14 protein-coding genes are annotated in these 16206 nt (G+C 62.8%); 4 read left to right on the top strand and 10 right to left on the bottom strand.

Annotated features, from left to right (window positions below):
• Positions 1-162: 162 nt before the first annotated feature.
• From ACSQ84_RS00615 to ACSQ84_RS00605, 3 genes are read right to left on the bottom strand one after another with little or no spacing between them, the layout of a single operon-like run.
• Positions 163-756, bottom strand: a complete 594-nt coding sequence (locus tag ACSQ84_RS00615; protein WP_436209712.1) for an N-acetyltransferase family protein — start codon at positions 754-756, stop codon at positions 163-165.
• The gene (locus ACSQ84_RS00610) at positions 753-1850 is read right to left on the bottom strand and encodes an alpha/beta fold hydrolase (protein ID WP_436209711.1); all 1098 of its coding nucleotides are present in this window, start codon (positions 1848-1850) and stop codon (positions 753-755) included. Before ACSQ84_RS00610 ends, ACSQ84_RS00615 begins: the two co-directional genes overlap by 4 nt.
• A complete protein-coding gene (locus tag ACSQ84_RS00605) occupies positions 1847-2224 on the bottom strand; it encodes a poly(R)-hydroxyalkanoic acid synthase subunit PhaE (RefSeq protein ID WP_436209710.1) in 378 nt (125 codons plus the stop codon). Before ACSQ84_RS00605 ends, ACSQ84_RS00610 begins: the two co-directional genes overlap by 4 nt.
• Positions 2225-2403: 179 nt before the next feature.
• Between ACSQ84_RS00605 and ACSQ84_RS00600 the strand changes: the two genes are divergently transcribed.
• Positions 2404-3321: an alpha/beta fold hydrolase gene (locus tag ACSQ84_RS00600; protein WP_436209709.1), complete on the top strand. Its 918-nt coding sequence runs from the start codon at positions 2404-2406 to the stop codon at positions 3319-3321.
• 85 nt (positions 3322-3406) lie between these two features.
• A complete protein-coding gene (locus ACSQ84_RS00595; protein WP_436209708.1) occupies positions 3407-3868 on the top strand; it encodes a nuclear transport factor 2 family protein in 462 nt (153 codons plus the stop codon).
• A 143-nt stretch (positions 3869-4011) separates the two neighbouring features.
• Here ACSQ84_RS00595 and ACSQ84_RS00590 read toward each other — a convergent pair whose 3' ends face one another.
• The 7 genes from ACSQ84_RS00590 to ACSQ84_RS00560 form a co-directional block, all read right to left on the bottom strand.
• Complete coding sequence (locus tag ACSQ84_RS00590) at positions 4012-4686, bottom strand: spermidine synthase (RefSeq protein WP_436209707.1); 675 nt, start codon at positions 4684-4686, stop codon at positions 4012-4014.
• Positions 4687-4845: 159 nt separating this feature from the next.
• A complete protein-coding gene (locus ACSQ84_RS00585; protein WP_436209706.1) occupies positions 4846-8082 on the bottom strand; it encodes a bifunctional cytochrome P450/NADPH--P450 reductase in 3237 nt (1078 codons plus the stop codon).
• A gap of 152 nt (positions 8083-8234) precedes the next feature.
• The gene (locus tag ACSQ84_RS00580) at positions 8235-9230 is read right to left on the bottom strand and encodes an alpha/beta fold hydrolase (RefSeq protein WP_436209705.1); all 996 of its coding nucleotides are present in this window, start codon (positions 9228-9230) and stop codon (positions 8235-8237) included.
• A 10-nt stretch (positions 9231-9240) separates the two neighbouring features.
• Positions 9241-10785: a WS/DGAT/MGAT family O-acyltransferase gene (locus ACSQ84_RS00575; RefSeq protein WP_436209704.1), complete on the bottom strand. Its 1545-nt coding sequence runs from the start codon at positions 10783-10785 to the stop codon at positions 9241-9243.
• Positions 10786-10886: 101 nt separating this feature from the next.
• Positions 10887-11624, bottom strand: coding sequence for an esterase/lipase family protein (locus tag ACSQ84_RS00570; RefSeq protein ID WP_436211133.1), 738 nt, complete (start codon positions 11622-11624; stop codon positions 10887-10889).
• Positions 11625-11704: 80 nt separating this feature from the next.
• On the bottom strand, positions 11705-11959 hold the full coding sequence (locus ACSQ84_RS00565; RefSeq protein ID WP_436209703.1) for a DUF6489 family protein: 255 nt from the start codon (positions 11957-11959) through the stop codon (positions 11705-11707).
• A gap of 100 nt (positions 11960-12059) precedes the next feature.
• Positions 12060-13313 (bottom strand): NAD(P)/FAD-dependent oxidoreductase, encoded by a 1254-nt coding sequence (locus ACSQ84_RS00560; RefSeq protein ID WP_436209702.1) that lies wholly within the window; start codon positions 13311-13313, stop codon positions 12060-12062.
• Positions 13314-13512: 199 nt separating this feature from the next.
• Between ACSQ84_RS00560 and ACSQ84_RS00555 the strand changes: the two genes are divergently transcribed.
• Both ACSQ84_RS00555 and ACSQ84_RS00550 read left to right on the top strand, forming a co-directional pair.
• Positions 13513-15108: an ABC transporter substrate-binding protein gene (locus ACSQ84_RS00555; RefSeq protein ID WP_436209701.1), complete on the top strand. Its 1596-nt coding sequence runs from the start codon at positions 13513-13515 to the stop codon at positions 15106-15108.
• Positions 15109-15214: 106 nt separating this feature from the next.
• A complete protein-coding gene (locus ACSQ84_RS00550) occupies positions 15215-16195 on the top strand; it encodes an ABC transporter permease (RefSeq protein ID WP_436209700.1) in 981 nt (326 codons plus the stop codon).
• Positions 16196-16206 lie beyond the last annotated feature (11 nt).

The raw sequence follows: 16206 nt of genomic DNA, 5'->3' as shown, positions 1-16206 counted from the left end.
GGGCGAAAGTTCCACTTTAGTCTTAGTGTTGGAGGGGGAATTGGCCGCTACACGGGACGATTTTTGCGAGCCGGAACAGACCCTTGCTTTCTTTGCATGGGGTTGTTTTCGCAGTTTTGTGCCTGATGCCGGACGGCACCCTTGGTGCTGGACGGCCGGTTCTTAGTGCTGGACGGCGCCTGGAAGCCCGTACGCCTCCATCTGGGCCCGGACCTGCGCCACATTGTGCCCGAGCACGACGATGTCGTGCTTCCTGCCGTCGACGTCCCGGACATGGTCGCGCAACAGGGCCTCGGCCTTGAAGCCGAGGCTCTCGAACAGCGCGATCGCCGCCTGCTGGTCGACGGTCATCTGCACCGAGAGCTTTTCCAGCCCGGCGCCTAGCGCCAGCGCAAAGGTCTCCTGCGACAGCGCCCGGCCGACGCCCTGCCCGCGCACGTCCTGCGACACCACCATCCGGATCTCGCCGACATGGGGCGACCACGAATGCGGATCGCGCACCAGCGTGCCGCAACCGACCACCGCGCCGCCCTTCACCGCCAAGAGGCTCGTGATCTGGCCGCGCTCGATCTCGTTGACCCAGGCGGACAGCACCTTGGGCTGACTGATGTTGCGCGGCAGGAACAGCAAATCATGCGTCGGCAGTTTCTGCGCGAAGGCGAGCACGGCCGGCTCGTCGGCGCGGCCCATCAGGCGGAATTCGATCTCGCCGGCGTCGGTCTTGACGTGGCGCGGATAGGAACGTGTTTCACTCATGTTGATCTCTTACCTAACCAGTTGTCCAGTTTCGGCCACAGCCGCTTGATCGCGTTGGCGCCGGCGACGACGCTGACGTGGCCGCCCTTCAGAATCACCTCTTCCTTGTCGGACGAGCCGACCTTGGCGATCAAATGCTTGGCCGCGTCGTAGGGCACGATGTGGTCGTGCTCGGCGACCGCATGCAGGATCGGCACCTTGATGTCGGCGATATTGGCCGTCCGTCCGCCGACGCTCATGGTGTCGTTGTAGAGCTTGTTGTCCCACATCAGGTCTTTTGTAATCGTGCGAAAATACTCGCCGGCCAGCGGCAAGGTGTCGGTGCCCCAGCGATCCATCATCCGGTAGGCCTTGACGTATTCGTCGTTCCAGATGTTTTCCCATAACTGCACCTGGCTGGCGGCACGCGACGCCGGCCGCAGCATCTCGAACGACGACAGGATCATCTCGGGTGGCACATTGCCGACACTGTCGACGAGGCGATCGACGTCGAAATAGCGCCGGTCCGAGAAATTCGAGAACAGCTTCATCTCGCGGAAATCGATCGGCGTGGTGAAGCAGATCAGGTTCTTCATCGGCCCGTCGTTGAAGATCGAGCCGTAGAGCAGCGACAGCACGCCGCCGAAGCAATAGCCGATCACGGTGACGTCCTGCTCGCCGGAATCCTGCTGCACCCGGCGGACGCAATCCGGAATGAAGTCGAGGACGTAGTCCTCCATCCCCAGACGTTTCTCCTCCGGCTTCGGCGCGGTCCAGTCCAGCATGTAGACGTCGTAGCCGCGCTTCAGCAGGAACTCGATGAAACTCTGGCCCGGCACCATGTCGAGGATGTAGCCGCGGTTGGTGGTCGCCATCACGATCAGGATCGGCACCCGGTAGATTTCGTCCGCGACGGGCCGGTAGTGATAAAGATTCATGGTGCCGCGAACCGCCAGAATGTCCTTTGGCGTCGAGCCCAGCGCGGGGCCGGACGAGGCGATGTATTCGACACCCTTGATGCTGCGCTGGATCGCGCGCTGCACCTCGGACTGGATCCGCTCCGGGATCGATGCCAGATCGAGGCCTGCGGACTTGAGACCAGCGCCGGCGTTCATTTTTGCTCTCCCTCGGGCGGACGTTTGGTGCGCGGCGGCCGCGCCGCGCCATAGCCGCCTTCCGGCGCCAGCGAATTGTGATGGATCTGGTGCAGCATCGCCTTGATCTCGTTGAGCTGACCTTCGATTCCCTGAATCCGCTCGGCCATGCCGACCAGTTGCGACCGGCTCGGCAGGTTCATGCTGACGAGATATTTCTCCATCATCTCGCCGAGCTGTTTTTGCGCGCCCGCCGTGGCGCCGCCGACCTGATTCATCACCTTGGAAAATTCGGGCGAAGCCATCGCCTGGTTGGCAAAGGAGTTGAACCCCTTCTCCATCTCCCCGATCATGGTCTGCCAGATCACGGCAGGATCATTGCCTTTGTCGGCCATTGGCGCCCTCCATTGGTTACGAGCGCTTTGCTACGCCTCGGATATTATTCGCCATACGACACCGTTGCGGCTTGCTGGTCAACCGGATCAAATGGTTACCGCGGCGGTGCACCGCCTTCTGCAATGCGGTAAACCGTGGCATACCGTTCTTAGCTAGATACCATCAAAGGATCGCCGCCGTGACGCTTGCCCATCAGCCGCCGCAGATCGCCCACGCCAATGGCATCGACATTTGCTACGAAATCTTCGGAGACGCCGGCGCGGAGCCGCTGCTGCTGATCATGGGCCTCGGCGCCCAGATGATCCATTGGGACGATGAGTTCTGCCGCCAGCTCGCCGCGCGCGGCTTTCGTGTCATCCGTTTCGACAACCGCGACATCGGCAAATCCTCCCGCATGACCGGCGGCAAGCGCCTGACCGCGTTCGAATTGCTCAAGCTCAAATTCCTCAAAATCCCGGTCGCCGCGCCCTACAAACTGATCGACATGGCCGAGGATACTGTCGGCCTGATGGATGTGCTCGGCATCAAGTCGGCGCATCTGGTCGGCGCATCGATGGGCGGCATGATCGCCCAGGAGGTCGCGATCTCGTTTCCGTCGCGGGTGCGCTCGCTGACCTCGATCATGTCGACAACAGGCGATCCCAAAGTGCCGGGACCGACCCGCGAGGCCGCCGCGATGCTGATGGCGCCGCCGCCAGCGACCAGGGAAGAGTATTTCGAGCGCTTTGCCAAGACCTGGAAGGTTTTGCGCGTCGGCTCGTTCCCGGAAGATGAGGCGGCCGACCGCTCGCGCGCCGAACGCACCTATGAGCGCGGCCTCAACCCGGCCGGCGTCGGTCGCCAGCTGCGCGCGGTGCTCGCCTCCGGCAGCCGCAAGGCACGGCTCAGCGCGGTGAAGGCGCCGACGCTGGTGATTCACGGCACCGTCGATCCGCTGGTGCGGCCCGAGGGCGGCAAGGACACCGCGGCCTCGATCCCCGGCGCAAAACTTGTGATGATCGACCGCATGGGCCACGCGCTGCCGATCCCGATGTGGCCGCAGATCATCGACGCCATCGACAAGCATGCCCATGGCGCGGCGGCGAAGGCGGCTTGATCCGGTTACTTCGAGGTGACTTCTTCCGGCCACCGGGCTCGAGCACTATAGACGGCACAGCGATATCGACAGATGGAGCCTGAACATGGATCTTGTCCTCCGGCCACGCATAGCCTTGGCCGCCGTCATGCTGTTAGTCCTCGCCTCCCCCAGCGCCTGGGCCGCCGATGCGAAGCAGGAAGCCAATCGAAAGGCCGTGCTTGAATTCTATGAGAAGGGGCTGAACCAGAAGGATGCCGACGGGGCGATCGCCTATATGGGCGACCGCTATGTCCAGCACAATCCGAACGCCGCCGATGGCCCCGAGGGATTCCGCAAGTTCATCGGATTCCTGCGCGAGAAATTCCCGAACTCGCGCAGCGAGATCAAGCGCTCGTTCGTGGACGGCGATTACGTCATCCTGCATGTCCACGCCGTTCGCGAGCCCGGCACGCGGGGGAGCGCAATCATCGACATCTTCAAGCTGGAGAACGGCAAGATCGTCGAGCATTGGGACGTCGTGCAAGCCATCCCCGAGAATCCGGCGAACAGCAACACGATGTTCTGAGGTCGGACTGTAGGGTGGGCAAAGGCGCGCTTGCGCCGTGCCCACCATCTATCGTTACGCAGAACGATGGTGGGCACGCGGCGCCTGTCATCGGGCGCGCATTCGGGCGACCCGGTGGCTTTGCCCACCCTACGAATTGAAACTCAGCTCTTCGTTGCGATCCAGATGACATGACGCGCACCGCCGCCTCGGCCTGTCGCGCGCACGGCAACTTCATTCACATCGAAACCGGCAGCACGCAGCCGTTTTGAAAACGGCGCGTTGGGGCCGGACGACCAGACCGCGAGGACTCCGCCGGGGCGAAGCGCAGTGTGCGCCGCGCTCAATCCGGCTGAACTGTAAAGCCCGTCATTGGTTTTCCGGGTCAGGCCTTCCGGACCGTTGTCGACGTCGAGCAGAATGGCATCGAATTTCGATCGGCTGGACCGGATGATTTCGGTGACGTCGACTTCCTGAATGCTGACGCGCGTATCGTTCAGGCTGCCGCCAAAAATCTCCGCCATCGGGCCTCGCCCCCAGGCCACGACGGCCGGCACCAGTTCCGCCACCACGATCCGCGCCCCGGCGCCGAGCACCGCAAGCGCGGCGCGCAGCGTAAACCCCATGCCCAATCCGCCGATCAGCAGATGCGGCGTCTTGTTCGCCTCCAGCTTCTTGACCGCGAGAGTCGCGAGCGCGGCTTCGGAGCCAGAGAGGCGGCTGTTCATCAGCTCGTTGGTGCCGAGCATGATGGAGAACTCGGCGCCGCGCTTCATCAGGCGCAGTTCCGCGTCAGTGCCTGGAACATGCGCGGTGTCGATTTTTTCCCAGGGAATCATGTGGGAGTTCTAGCACACGATTATAGATTGCTGTCGTCCCTGCGAACGCAGGGACCCATACCGCGTGATCTGTCGATAGGGCAGCACGGCAGAGACCATTCGCAAAATTTCCGCCGGTGGCTATGGGTCCCTGCGTTCGCAGGGACGACGGATGAGAGACTATCCCCCCGCCCATACATCGAGCACATAGCGGTTCCTGGCTCCGAGATCGTCGATCCAGCGCACGCCTGCATCCGCATCGGCACCGCTGCGCTCGCGATAGATCGACACCAACGCTGCCTTGACGTCCGGCTCCATTTTGCCGCCGTCGCCGCAGACATAGACGATCGCGCCCTTCTCGATCAGGTCCCACACCTGATCCTTCTGCGCGGCGACGAGGTGCTGCACATAGGTCTTCGGTCCATCCGCGCGCGAGAACGCGGTGTGCAGCTCGGTGACGCCATCGGCGGCGAACCCTTTCAATTCATCCGCGTAGAGAAAGTCCTGCTCGGGATGGCGGCAGCCGAAGAACAGCATCGCCGCGCCCAGGCTTGCGCCCTTGGCCTTGCGGTCGGCGCGCTCCTGCAGGAAGCCGCGGAATGGCGCCAGCCCGGTGCCGGGGCCGATCATGATGATCGGCACCGAGGCATCGTCCGGCAGGCGGAAGCCGGCCTTGGTTTCGCGCACCGTGGCATGGATGGTGTCGCCGGCGCGGCGGCCGGCGAGATAGTTCGAGCAGACGCCCTTGTAGACGCCGCGGCCCGAACTTGCGGGCGCTTCGACCACGCCGACGGTGACGCTGCAGCGCGACCCATCGCCCGCCGGTGACGACGAGATCGAATAATAACGCGGCGCCAGCAGCGACAGCATTTCGAGATAGGCGTGGAACGGCAGCTCGCAGGCCGGATATTCCTCCAGCACGTCAAATACCGATTTGCGCTTTCCGAGAACATCGCTGCGGTAAAGTTCAGTGGAGGCGGCATCATCGCCGACATAGGCCAGCAGTTTCGGCTTGGTCATCGGGCAGCGCGTGTGCTCCGACATGATCTGGATCTGCTTGCGGGTCGCGATCTGCTGCAACTCGACGAACTCGGTCAGCAAACGCCCGACCGACACGGCATGGCCGGTCGGCAGTTGCGCGCGGCGGCCTTCGGCGACCGCAAGCCTGATCTGGTCCGCGGGCAGGAAGCCGAAGCGGCGCGCGACGGAATCGACCAGCGCCGGATCGTTGCGCGGCACCACGCTGAGGTGATCGCCGACGCGGTAGGAAATGCCCGGCGGCAACTGCACCTCGATATGCCGGGTCGAGCGGTCGGAGGGATTGGCGCCGGATCTGTTCTGCAGTTCGGAATTGAGCTGCACCTTCATCGGCGAGACGCCGCCCTGCGCCACGATGACGTTGACCGCGGTCGGCGCCACCGGCTCGATCGTGTACAGCGGCGCGTCGTCGGCGCTGCGGGTGAAAGTCGACGCGAGACCGAATTCCTTGGTGGCCGCGGCCGCGGCGGCGGCGAACCATTTCTCGAACTGGCCATCGAGATCGCTGCGGGCATCGCCCTCGCCGCGCCCATGGACGCTGCGCGCGCCATGCGCGGCCATTTGTTCGTCGATCATGCGCGGCACCGACTGATAGGTTGCCGCCCAGTCGCTGTTGCCGCAGCCGAACACCGCGTAGCGGACTTTGGCCAACGCATCCTTGGCCAGGTCACTGCCCAGCCATTTGACGAACTGCGTGGCGTTGTCGGGGGCGGCGCCATTATAGGAGGCGCAGAAGATCAGGACGCCGCCCTGCTCCGGCAGCTTGCCGACGTAATCATCGAGCGCGCCGAGTTTGGTCGCAAAGCCGTTGACCTCGGCAAGGTCGGCGACGCGGGTCGCGAGTTCTTCGGCGGTACCGAGGTTGGAGCCGTAGAGCACCAAAAGCGGCGTGTTGTGACCGGGGCGGTGGCGGGCTGGCGCTGCCGCCGTGTTCGAGGCCGCGACCGCTGCGGCCGCGCGACCGGCGAAGGCACCACGATCCCTGTCAGCGCGCGGCCGCACCTTGATCTTGAAACCGTCCGGCTTGATCGTCAGCGTCTCTTTCAGATGCATCTGATAGCGGTTAATGTCGATGAGCTTGAAGCGCTGCAGGATCATGCCGATCGCCAGCGCCGCCTCGTGCATCGCAAAGCCGCGCCCGATGCAGGCGCGCTGGCCGTTGCCGAACGGTTTCCAGGCGTTGACCGGGCGCCTGGCTTCGGCCTCGCGGCTGAAATTCTCCGGATCGAACGCGTCCGGGTTCGGGCCCCAGACGCTGGGATCGCGGTGCAACGCCATCACCAGGATGGTGACGAAGGTGTTCTTCCTCAGCTTGTACTTGCCGCCGATGGTCTCGTCCTGGAGCGGGGCGATGCCATAGGCCGGCGCCGGCGGCCATAGCCGCAGCGCCTCCTTCAGGATCTGCGTGATATAGGTCAGCTGCGTGACCTGCTGATAGGTCGGCCGCGCCTCGATGTCCGGGCCGAGCACGCGGTCGACCTCCTCATAGGCCTTCTTCAGCACATCGGGATGCTTGAGCAGCGCATAGAGCGTGCACGAGAGCAGTCCGCTGGTGGTCTCATGCCCCGCGATCAGGAAGGTGTTGATCTGGTAGCGGATGTTGACGTCGTCGAGCTGCTCGCCGGTGGCGCGGTCGACGCCGGTCATCATGGCGCCGAGCATGTCCTTCTTGCCTTCGGCGGCCTCCGCGTTGCCGCGGCGCTCGGCGATGATCTCGTCGACCATCTTGTTCATGAAGGCGACGTCCTGGGCAAGGTCGCGGCGACGCTTCTGCAGCCACAGGCCTTCGAGCGGCAGGCCGCGCGTCATCATGATGGTCTCGAGCGAGCGCACCAGCGATTCCACGAACGGATGATAGTCGCGGCGATAGAACGAGTTGAAACGGTAGTCGAAGCCGCACAGACCGATGGTGTCGAGCGTCAGCGCCGTCATGTCATGGACGACGTCGATTTCCTCGTCGCCGTTCAGCCGCTCCCACTTCTTGACCAGCTGTTCGGCGATGTCGACCATGCTCGCATGATAGGATTGCATCGCGCGGTTGCCGAACGGCTGCAGCAGGATGTTATGCGCCTTGCTCCAGTTCGGCTCCGACGTGTCGGCGGTGAACAGGCCGTCGCCGCCGACCGCGCGCACCCGGCGCAATGAGCCGCGCACCGCCTTGTCGAAGCGCTTCTCGTCGGAGAGCTCGTCGATGAGGTCGTGACCGGACACGATGACGAGCGGCGCGCCCATCATGTCGAGCCAGAAGATCGGCCCGAGCTCCTTGGTCAGCCGCACCAGATGCTGCACCGGCGCGTTCGGATCCAGCGACAGCATGTTGCCGACGACGGGCTTTTTCGGCGGATGCGGGATCGGATCGAGTTTGTTCGGCGACGCCATTGCGATATTACCCCTGCCTCGTCTTGTTTTGAACAACGCGCAACGCTCTCACCCCGTAATTGCGAGCGAAGCGAAGCAATCCATCGCACCGCAAAGAGAAAGAATGGATTGCTTCGCTTCGCTCGCAATGACGACCGGAGAGAGCCGTCGTATCACCCAAACCGCTTCCTGCGCCATTCGATCAGCTTGGCGCTGACCTCGTCCGGCTTTTCCTGTTGCGTCCAATGGCCGCTGTCGCGCACCAGGTATTTCTCCAGATCGGGAACGATCTTTTCCATGCCATCGGCCGACGACGGCGGCAGCACATGGTCGTTCTCGGCCATGATCATCAGCGCCGGCACCTTCACCGTGTGATCGATCCCGGCCGAACGCTGCCAGTTGCGCGACATGTTGCGGTACCAGTTGATGCCGCCGGTGAAACCTGACTTCGTGAACGTATCGACGAACACCTTCTTCTCTTCCGGCGACAGGATTGGTGTCCGCGGGTCATGCTTGGCGTCGTAACCCGCAATCATCTGCGGAAACGCCAAATTGAGTCGCGGTGAAGCACCGACGCCGGCGACCACCTGGTCAGCGGGTGTGTCGGCGGGCCGCGGCACCGGCTTGCGCATGAAGGCGTCAAACGTCTGCTCGACCCGGCTGCCGAAGATCTTGTCGGGCTCGCGGGCCGGATCCTGGAACTGCACGATGTACATGCTGTCGCCGAACCGCTTGCGGAACAGCTCGATCGGATCGGCCGGCGCGCGATCATGATGCGGCGTGTTGATGCCGATCACGCCAGCGACGCGGTCGATGTGGCGGAGCGGCATCTGCCAGATGATGAAGCCGCCCCAGTCGTGGCCGACGAAGATCGCCTTGTCGATCTTCAGATGGTCCATCAGGCCGACCAGATCGCCGGTGAGGTGCTCGATGTCATAGGCTTCGACCGGCTCTGGCCGGTCGGTCGAACCATAGCCGCGCTGGTCCGGCGCGATCACCCGGATTCCGGCCTCGCTTAGCGCCTTGATCTGGTGACGCCAGGAGAACGCGATCTCCGGCCAGCCATGGCACAGTATGACCGGCGGCTTGTCGGTCTTCGGCCCGGCCTCGTAATAACCCATGCGAATACCGTTCGTCTCAGCGAACTGCAGCTGCGGCATTTCAATCATCGCAAAAATCCTATTCAGCCGCGCTGGTCATCGTCGGCGGCGGCGCATAGGCCGCCTCCAGCGCTTCAAACTCCAGCGGAAGCATGTCGCACAGAACCTGGACATGCGGGATGATGTTGGCACCGGCGATGAAGCCGAAATCGAGCTGGTCGCGATAGCTCTGCACGGTGATGTTGAGCGCGAGCCCGTGGGTCGAGATCGACACCGGGAAGATGTGCAGCAATTCCGCGCCTGCCGCGTACAAGGTTTGCCGCGGCCCCGGCACGTTGGAAACGGTGATGTTGGCCGCCGGCGGCAGCACGTCGGAGAGATTCGAGCGGCTGTAGAGCAGCGCCAGGATCTGCACCACGATCGGCGCGCCCAGCATCGAGATGTTGGAGACCTGCGGCATCAACGCACGCAGCGGATGCGACATCTCCTTGGACTTGGTGGATTGCGCGATGATCGCCTCCAGCCGCCCCTTGGGATCCTCGAGGTTGGTGGCGATCGAGCAGATCATGCCGAACACCTGGTTGTTGGCCTCGGTGTTGCCCTCCTCGCGCAGCGAGATCGGCACTGCGGCGGTCAGCGACTTGGTTGGCAGCGCGCCCTGCTGCTGCAGATAGCGGCGGACCACACCGGAGGACAGCGCCAGTACGACGTCGTTGAGCTTGCCGCCGGAAGCTTTCGCCACCGCCTTGGCCCGCGACAGCGAGATCGAGGTGCCGGCAAAGCTGCGCTCGGACGAGATCGCCTTGTTCAGGATGGTCGGCGGCGACACCATGCTGGCGATGCTGTCGCGCGATTTCGGATCGGAAATCTTGCCGATCACTTCGGAAACGCTCTTGAGCATGGTCGGCACGCTGGCGGCAAACTTCACCGCGCTTTCGATCTGGAACATGGCGTTGTCGAACAGGATCGATCCGAGGTCGCTCTTGCCCGAACGCGGCAGTTCCAGGCCCTTCGGCGCCGCCGAGGAATCGAACGGCTGCCGCCAGAGCTGCTGATAGGAATCGATCAGGTTGGCGGCGATGTCGCGCGGCTCTTGCGCGACCTTGCGCGCCGTCGGCGGCTCGACCTTTCGCGGCACCGGCGTCAAATCGTAGATCATGTTGGTGAGCGCTGCCCCGGCGCCGCCGTCGATGCAGGCGTGGTGCATCTTGGAGTAAAGCCCAATCTCGTTGTCCTTCATGCCTTCGAAGACGTAAAACTCCCAGAGCGGACGGGCACGGTTGAGCAGCTTGGCATGCATCCAGCCGACGATGCGCTCCAGCGTCGCGCGGTCGTACGGCGCCGGCAGGCTGCCGCGGAAAATATGGCGGTCGATGTCGAACTGGTCGTCCTCGACCCAGGACGGATGATCGATGTCGAGCGGCGCCTTTTCAAGGCGCGCTTTCAGGATCGGCGCGAGGTGCAGTCGCGAGCCAATCATCGCCTTGAAATCTTCGAAGAAGTTGCCGTTGTAATTCTCGGGCAGGCGGAAGATCGCCATGCTTCCGACATGCATCGGCATTTCCGGCGTTTCCAGATACAGAAACGACGCGTCCATTGAGGACAGCTTTTTGGCGTCAGTCATGTTTTCCTCCCGCAGAGATCACGCGACGCTCTTATTGGCGCTTCTGGCGTTCAGACGGTCCTGAAGCCGGGATTGCGTACCCCGGTCTTCAAGGACGTTGGTCAGGATAGTGCATTTTCCGGAGCCCCATATGCAATGGCAAACGGCCCTGACCGATCAAATTGCTTAAATTCGCCTTCCGGCTGCGCCAGACGGTCGGCCACCGCCCACAGGGCGGCCGGGTTCACGCCAAGCCCGATATGGCTTGCGAGATGCACCTCGATATTTTCGGCCGTGCTGGAGGGACGCAACAGGCTGGTACGCCAGTTCACGATCCCATCGGTGCGGGAATAGATCGAGGTCACGGGCACCGGCAGGTCGCCGGCGATGGCTTCCCTGATCTCCGGGTTGTCGTTGATGCCTTCCCCCGACAGCGCCTCGTACAGCCGCGTGGCATTGGTCGCAGTGATGTCGTTGGCAAACGGACTTCCGAGCGTGATCACGGATCGTACCATGTCCGGCAGTTGCACTGCGAGATCGCGTGCGTAGATGCCGCCGAGACTCCAGCCAATGATGCTGACCTTTCGCCCCGTGGTGTCGTGGATTTGCCTCAACAGGTCGCGCAACGCAGCGCGCTTGCTGGCGACGCCGCCGAAGTTGCGGCCCATTTTCCATGCATAGGAATCGTAGCCGAGCTCTTTCAGATAGCGCCGCATCGGCAACATCGACAGATCGCTGGCGAGAAATCCCGGCAGCGCCAGCACCGGATGACCGTCGCCCTTCGGGGCGCGCATCAATAAAGGCGAAAGCAGCAAGCTCGAATTCAGTTCGAACACGCTTCTTGCTTCGGCGAGCATCATGAACAGGCTCGGTGGACGAAGCTTGCGTCCTGCCGCCGGCGCGCCCTGCGCTGCCGCCGGCGCGTCCTCCGCAACGGCCACTATTTCTTGTCCTTCTTGGCCATGCCTCCGAGACCGGCCATGGTCACGAACATGTCCTGAAAGCGTTCGGCGATCTTGGGATCGAAGGTGAACCAGGATTGCAGCAGCGATTCCGGTGAGACCTTGTCGATGTTGGCCATCACCTGCTGCTGCATCTTGTCCATGACCGCGGTCTGCATCGGCGCGACGTCGGGAAGTCCGAAAAACTGCCGGGCCTCGAGCGGCGTGCAATCAATTTCGACATTTACCTTCATGGCCGCTCCTTGATTTTGTGGCTTGCCGCAGTATCGCCGTGACTGGCTGAGTCACGCAAGGACAAGACCGCCCCCCGGGGCCCCCATTTGCCGCATATGGTCAACCAAAACGTTCGACAGCAAAAGGGCTAGTATCGGCGAACGGGGTCTCGCCGGTCATCATTTCCGCCAGCAGCCGGCCGGTCGCGGGTCCGAGCGTCAGGCCGTGGTGCTGGTGGCCGAAATCGAACCACAAACCAGGATGGCGGGGCGCCTTCCCGATCACCGGCAGCATATCCGGCAAACAGGGCCGTGCCCCCTTCCACGGCTGGGCGTCGACCGGCTCTCCCAACGGAAACAGTCTATGCGCCTTTGGCATGGCCCGTTCGACCTGAACCGGCGTCGGCGGCGCGTCGCGGCGGGCCATCTCGGCGCCGGTGGTCAGGCGAATGCCGCGGTTCATCGGCGCCAGCAAAAAGCCCTGGTCGGCGTCCAGCACGGGGTGGTTGAGCACGGCATTGCCGCGCGGCGCCAAATGGATGTGATAGCCGCGCTTGACGTTGAGCGGGATCGAATAGCCCAGCGGGGCAAAGATCTGATCGGACCATGGGCCCATGGCGACGACGACTTCGCGCGCCGTGATCGATCCTTCGAGGGTTGCGACGCGCCACCGTGCGCCGGATTGTTCGAGCGTGCGCGCATCGCCGACCAGGAAGCGGCCGCCGTTGCGGCCGAACAGCGCCGCATAGGCCTTGGTGAGTCCGCCGGGATCGGGGACAAAGCCGGGATCGGGAAAGTGCACCGCACCGGCGAAATCGCCGGTCAGATTCGGCTCGCGCGCCGCGATCGCAGGCGCATCGAGGATATTGCCTGCGACGCCATATTGCCTGGCGCGTTCAAGTTCCTTCACCGCTTTTGTCAGCGTCGCGTCGGAACGATAGAGCTTGATCCAGCCGGTCCGGCGCAACAACTCCGGCACGTTGGCTTCCGCAATCAGCGCCTCATGCTCGACCAGGCTGCGCTGGATCAGCGGCAGTTCGGCCATTGCACTGTGCAGCGCACGCTCGGGCGAAGAGGCCAGGAAGTAGCGTACCAGCCAGGGCAGGAACGATGGCAGATCGCCGAAATGATAGCGCAGCTGCGGCGTGCGATTGGTCGCGTATTGCAGGATCTGGCGCAGATCCCGGGGGAACATGTAGGGAAAGACCGACGCGCATTCGATCAGCCCGCCATTGCCGTAGCTGGTTTCCTCGCCGGCGAGTTCGTGCCGGTCGATCAGGACCGTGTCGCGGCCCTTTTTTTGCAGGTGCAGGGCGGCGCCGACGCCGACCATGCCCGCTCCCAACACAAGAACGTCGGCCTTCAGTTCCGCCATCCGGCACTCCGAAAGTTTAATGTGACGCAATCGCGCCCACAGTTAAAGGTGAAGCTACTCATTGCCGCATCGCGGCGCAAACCGGTCCGCTCAACAAGGAGATCGCGCTTGCGCGGCGGCTGGACTTTGGCAACATGGATCGGCAATATCCGCCGTCGTTTGCGGAATTGGGGCTGATCAAAGCGGGGATATCCAACAAATGTCGGTACGTCAGAGTTTGCTTGCAGCGGCTACGGTTACAATGCTCGGCTTTGCGGCTGCGCCGGCATCGGCCCAGAGCCTGCGCTACGCCAACCAGGGCGACCTCAAATCGCTGGATCCGTACACGCTGAACGAAAGCACCACCCACGCCCATCTCGGACATGTCTTCGAAGGCCTTACCGCCCGCGACAAGGACCTGAAGATCATCCCCGCGCTGGCGGAGAGCTGGGAAACGCCGGAGCCGACCCGCTGGCGGTTCCACCTGCGCAAAGGCGTCAAATTCCATAACGGCGACCCCTTCACCGCCGACGATGTGGTCTTCTCGGCCGAGCGGGTTCGGGCCAAGGGCTCGAACCTTCCCACCCGCATTCCGTCCGATGCCAAGGTCGTCAAGGTCGACGACCACACCGTGGATTTCATCCTGACCTCGCCAAATCCCATTCTACATTCGCAATGGGATACCTGGTACATCATGGACAAGAAATGGGCCGAGGCGAACAACTCGATCGCTCCAACTCCAGTGGCGGCAACTTCGCCCAGTTTTGCCTCGCTCAACGCCAATGGCACCGGTCCGTTCTCCGTCGAAAGCCATCAACCCGGCGTCAAGACCGTCTACAAGGCCAATCCGAATTGGTGGCGCAAGCCCGAGCACAATCTGAAAGAGATCGTCTTCACGCCGATCGGCTCGGCCGCCACGCGCGTGGCCGCCCTGCTGTCGGGCGAAGTCGACGTCATCGAGCCGGTTCCGATCCAGGATATCACACGCGTGGAGTCCAGCCCCAACGCCCAGGTGCTGAAGGGACCAGAACTTCGCACCATCTTTCTCGGCATGGACACACTTCGCGATGAATTGCTGTATTCCAACATCAAGGGCAAGAACCCCTTCAAGGACGTTCGCGTCCGCGAGGCGTTCTACAAGGCAATCGATGTCGAGCTGATCAAGACCCGCGTGATGCGCGGCCTTTCCACGCCATCGGCGCTGATGATCGCACCGCAATTATTTGCACTGTCAAAAGATTTCACGCGGCCGAAATTCGATCCCGACGGCGCCAAGAAGCTTCTGGCCGAAGCCGGCTACCCCGACGGTTTCGAAGTCAGCCTAGACTGCCCCAACGACCGCTACGTCAATGACGCCCCAATCTGCCAGGCGATCGTCAGCATGCTGGCCCGGATCGGCGTCAAAGTTGACCTCCTCGCGCAACCCAAGGCGCAGTACTTCGCCAAGGTTCTCAAGGCGGGCGGCTATCAGACGTCGTTCTTTCTGTTGGGCTGGACTCCCGGAACTCTCGATTCCCATAACGTGCTCTACGACGTTATCGGCTGTCGCGACAACCCCAAGAGTTCGCGCGGGGAAAACAATCTCAGCGGATATTGCAACAAGGAAATTGACGCCCTCACCGACAAGATATTGCAGGAAGCCGACACCACCAAGCGTGATCAGTTGATCAAGAGCGCTTACGCGATCCTCGACAAGGATTTCGGTTACATCCCGCTGCATCAGCAGGCGCTGGCCTGGGGCGTGTCCAAAAAAGTCAAGCTGAGCCAGCGCGCCGACAATCAGGTCCTGCTCTACTGGGCGACCAAACAGGACTAGTCAGGCCTCAACACCGGGTCCCGACGGCTTAGCGGCTTCCGGGACTTTTCGCTTTCAGGCGGCAGCGACGTCCGCCGCCGTACCGAAAGAGCAGTGAAAGGAATACATGCTCGCTTTCACTCTTCGCCGCGCGATCCAGGCCATCGGCGTCATGATCGCGGTCGGGGTCATCTCGTTCTCGATGTTCCGTTTCGCCGGCGACCCCGTCAACCAAATCGTTTCGCTGGATACGCCGGCCGCTGAGCGCGAGGCGGTGCGCAAATCGCTCGGTCTCGACGATCCAGTGCCGGTGCAGTTCGCGCGCTATTTCGGCAACGCCGTGCAGTTCAAGTTCGGGGTGTCCTATCAGTTCCGCCAGCCGGTCTCCAGCCTGCTCGCAGAACGGATGCCCGCGACACTGGAGCTCGCGATCTGCGCGACGATCTTCGCGATGGTGTTCGGCATCCTGATGGGGGTTTATTCGGCGCTCAAACGCGACACCGTGCTTGCCAAAATATTCCAGGCCGTATCGCTGATCGGAATCTCGCTGCCGACCTTCCTGATCGGCATTCTCCTGATCTATCTGTTCTCGGTGACGCTGGGCTGGCTGCCCTCGTTTGGCCGCGGCGATGTCGTGCGGGTCGGCTGGTGGACCACGGGCCTGCTGACGCTTTCCGGCCTCAAGGCGCTGATCCTGCCGTCGATCACGCTCGGCCTGTTCCAGCTGACGTTGATCATGCGGCTGGTGCGCGCTGAAATGCTGGAAGTCCTCCGCACCGATTACATCCGCTTCGCGCGGGCGCGCGGCCTGACCACGCGCGCGATCCATTTCGGTCATGCGCTCAAGAACACCCTGGTTCCCGTCATCACCGTGGCGGGGTTGCAATTTGGCTCGGTTATTGCATTTGCGATCATTACCGAGACCGTGTTCCAGTGGCCGGGCATGGGGTTGTTGTTCGTGCAGGCTGTGCAAAACGTCGATATTCCGATCATGGCGGCCTACCTGCTGATGGTGTCGCTGATCTTCGTCACCATCAATCTGGTGGTCGATATCCTCTACACCGTCGTCGATCCGCGCCTGCGCTCGACGATCCGCCGTCCGGCTTGAAGCGAGATAGA

The sequence above is a fragment of the Bradyrhizobium sp. LjRoot220 genome (genome assembly GCF_964252915.1).
Taxonomy (GTDB): Bacteria; Pseudomonadota; Alphaproteobacteria; order Rhizobiales; family Xanthobacteraceae; genus Bradyrhizobium.
Note: the sequence above shows the minus strand (reverse complement) of the source record. Positions and strands in the feature narration are given on the sequence as shown.

Bases quoted from the DNA above. Each gene is read 5' to 3' on its own strand.
- ACSQ84_RS00580 (WP_436209705.1), bottom strand. From the start codon at position 9,230: ATGATTGAAATGCCGCAGCTGCAGTTCGCTGAGACGAACGGTATTCGC.
- ACSQ84_RS00585 (WP_436209706.1), bottom strand. From the start codon at position 8,082: ATGGCGTCGCCGAACAAACTCGATCCGATCCCGCATCCGCCGAAAAAG.
- ACSQ84_RS00550 (WP_436209700.1), top strand. From the start codon at position 15,215: ATGCTCGCTTTCACTCTTCGCCGCGCGATCCAGGCCATCGGCGTCATG.
- ACSQ84_RS00590 (WP_436209707.1), bottom strand. From the start codon at position 4,686: ATGATTCCCTGGGAAAAAATCGACACCGCGCATGTTCCAGGCACTGAC.
- ACSQ84_RS00565 (WP_436209703.1), bottom strand. From the start codon at position 11,959: ATGAAGGTAAATGTCGAAATTGATTGCACGCCGCTCGAGGCCCGGCAG.
- ACSQ84_RS00560 (WP_436209702.1), bottom strand. From the start codon at position 13,313: ATGGCGGAACTGAAGGCCGACGTTCTTGTGTTGGGAGCGGGCATGGTC.
- ACSQ84_RS00570 (WP_436211133.1), bottom strand. From the start codon at position 11,624: ATGATGCTCGCCGAAGCAAGAAGCGTGTTCGAACTGAATTCGAGCTTG.
- ACSQ84_RS00575 (WP_436209704.1), bottom strand. From the start codon at position 10,785: ATGACTGACGCCAAAAAGCTGTCCTCAATGGACGCGTCGTTTCTGTAT.
- ACSQ84_RS00595 (WP_436209708.1), top strand. From the start codon at position 3,407: ATGGATCTTGTCCTCCGGCCACGCATAGCCTTGGCCGCCGTCATGCTG.
- ACSQ84_RS00615 (WP_436209712.1), bottom strand. From the start codon at position 756: ATGAGTGAAACACGTTCCTATCCGCGCCACGTCAAGACCGACGCCGGC.
- ACSQ84_RS00610 (WP_436209711.1), bottom strand. From the start codon at position 1,850: ATGAACGCCGGCGCTGGTCTCAAGTCCGCAGGCCTCGATCTGGCATCG.
- ACSQ84_RS00555 (WP_436209701.1), top strand. From the start codon at position 13,513: ATGTCGGTACGTCAGAGTTTGCTTGCAGCGGCTACGGTTACAATGCTC.
- ACSQ84_RS00605 (WP_436209710.1), bottom strand. From the start codon at position 2,224: ATGGCCGACAAAGGCAATGATCCTGCCGTGATCTGGCAGACCATGATC.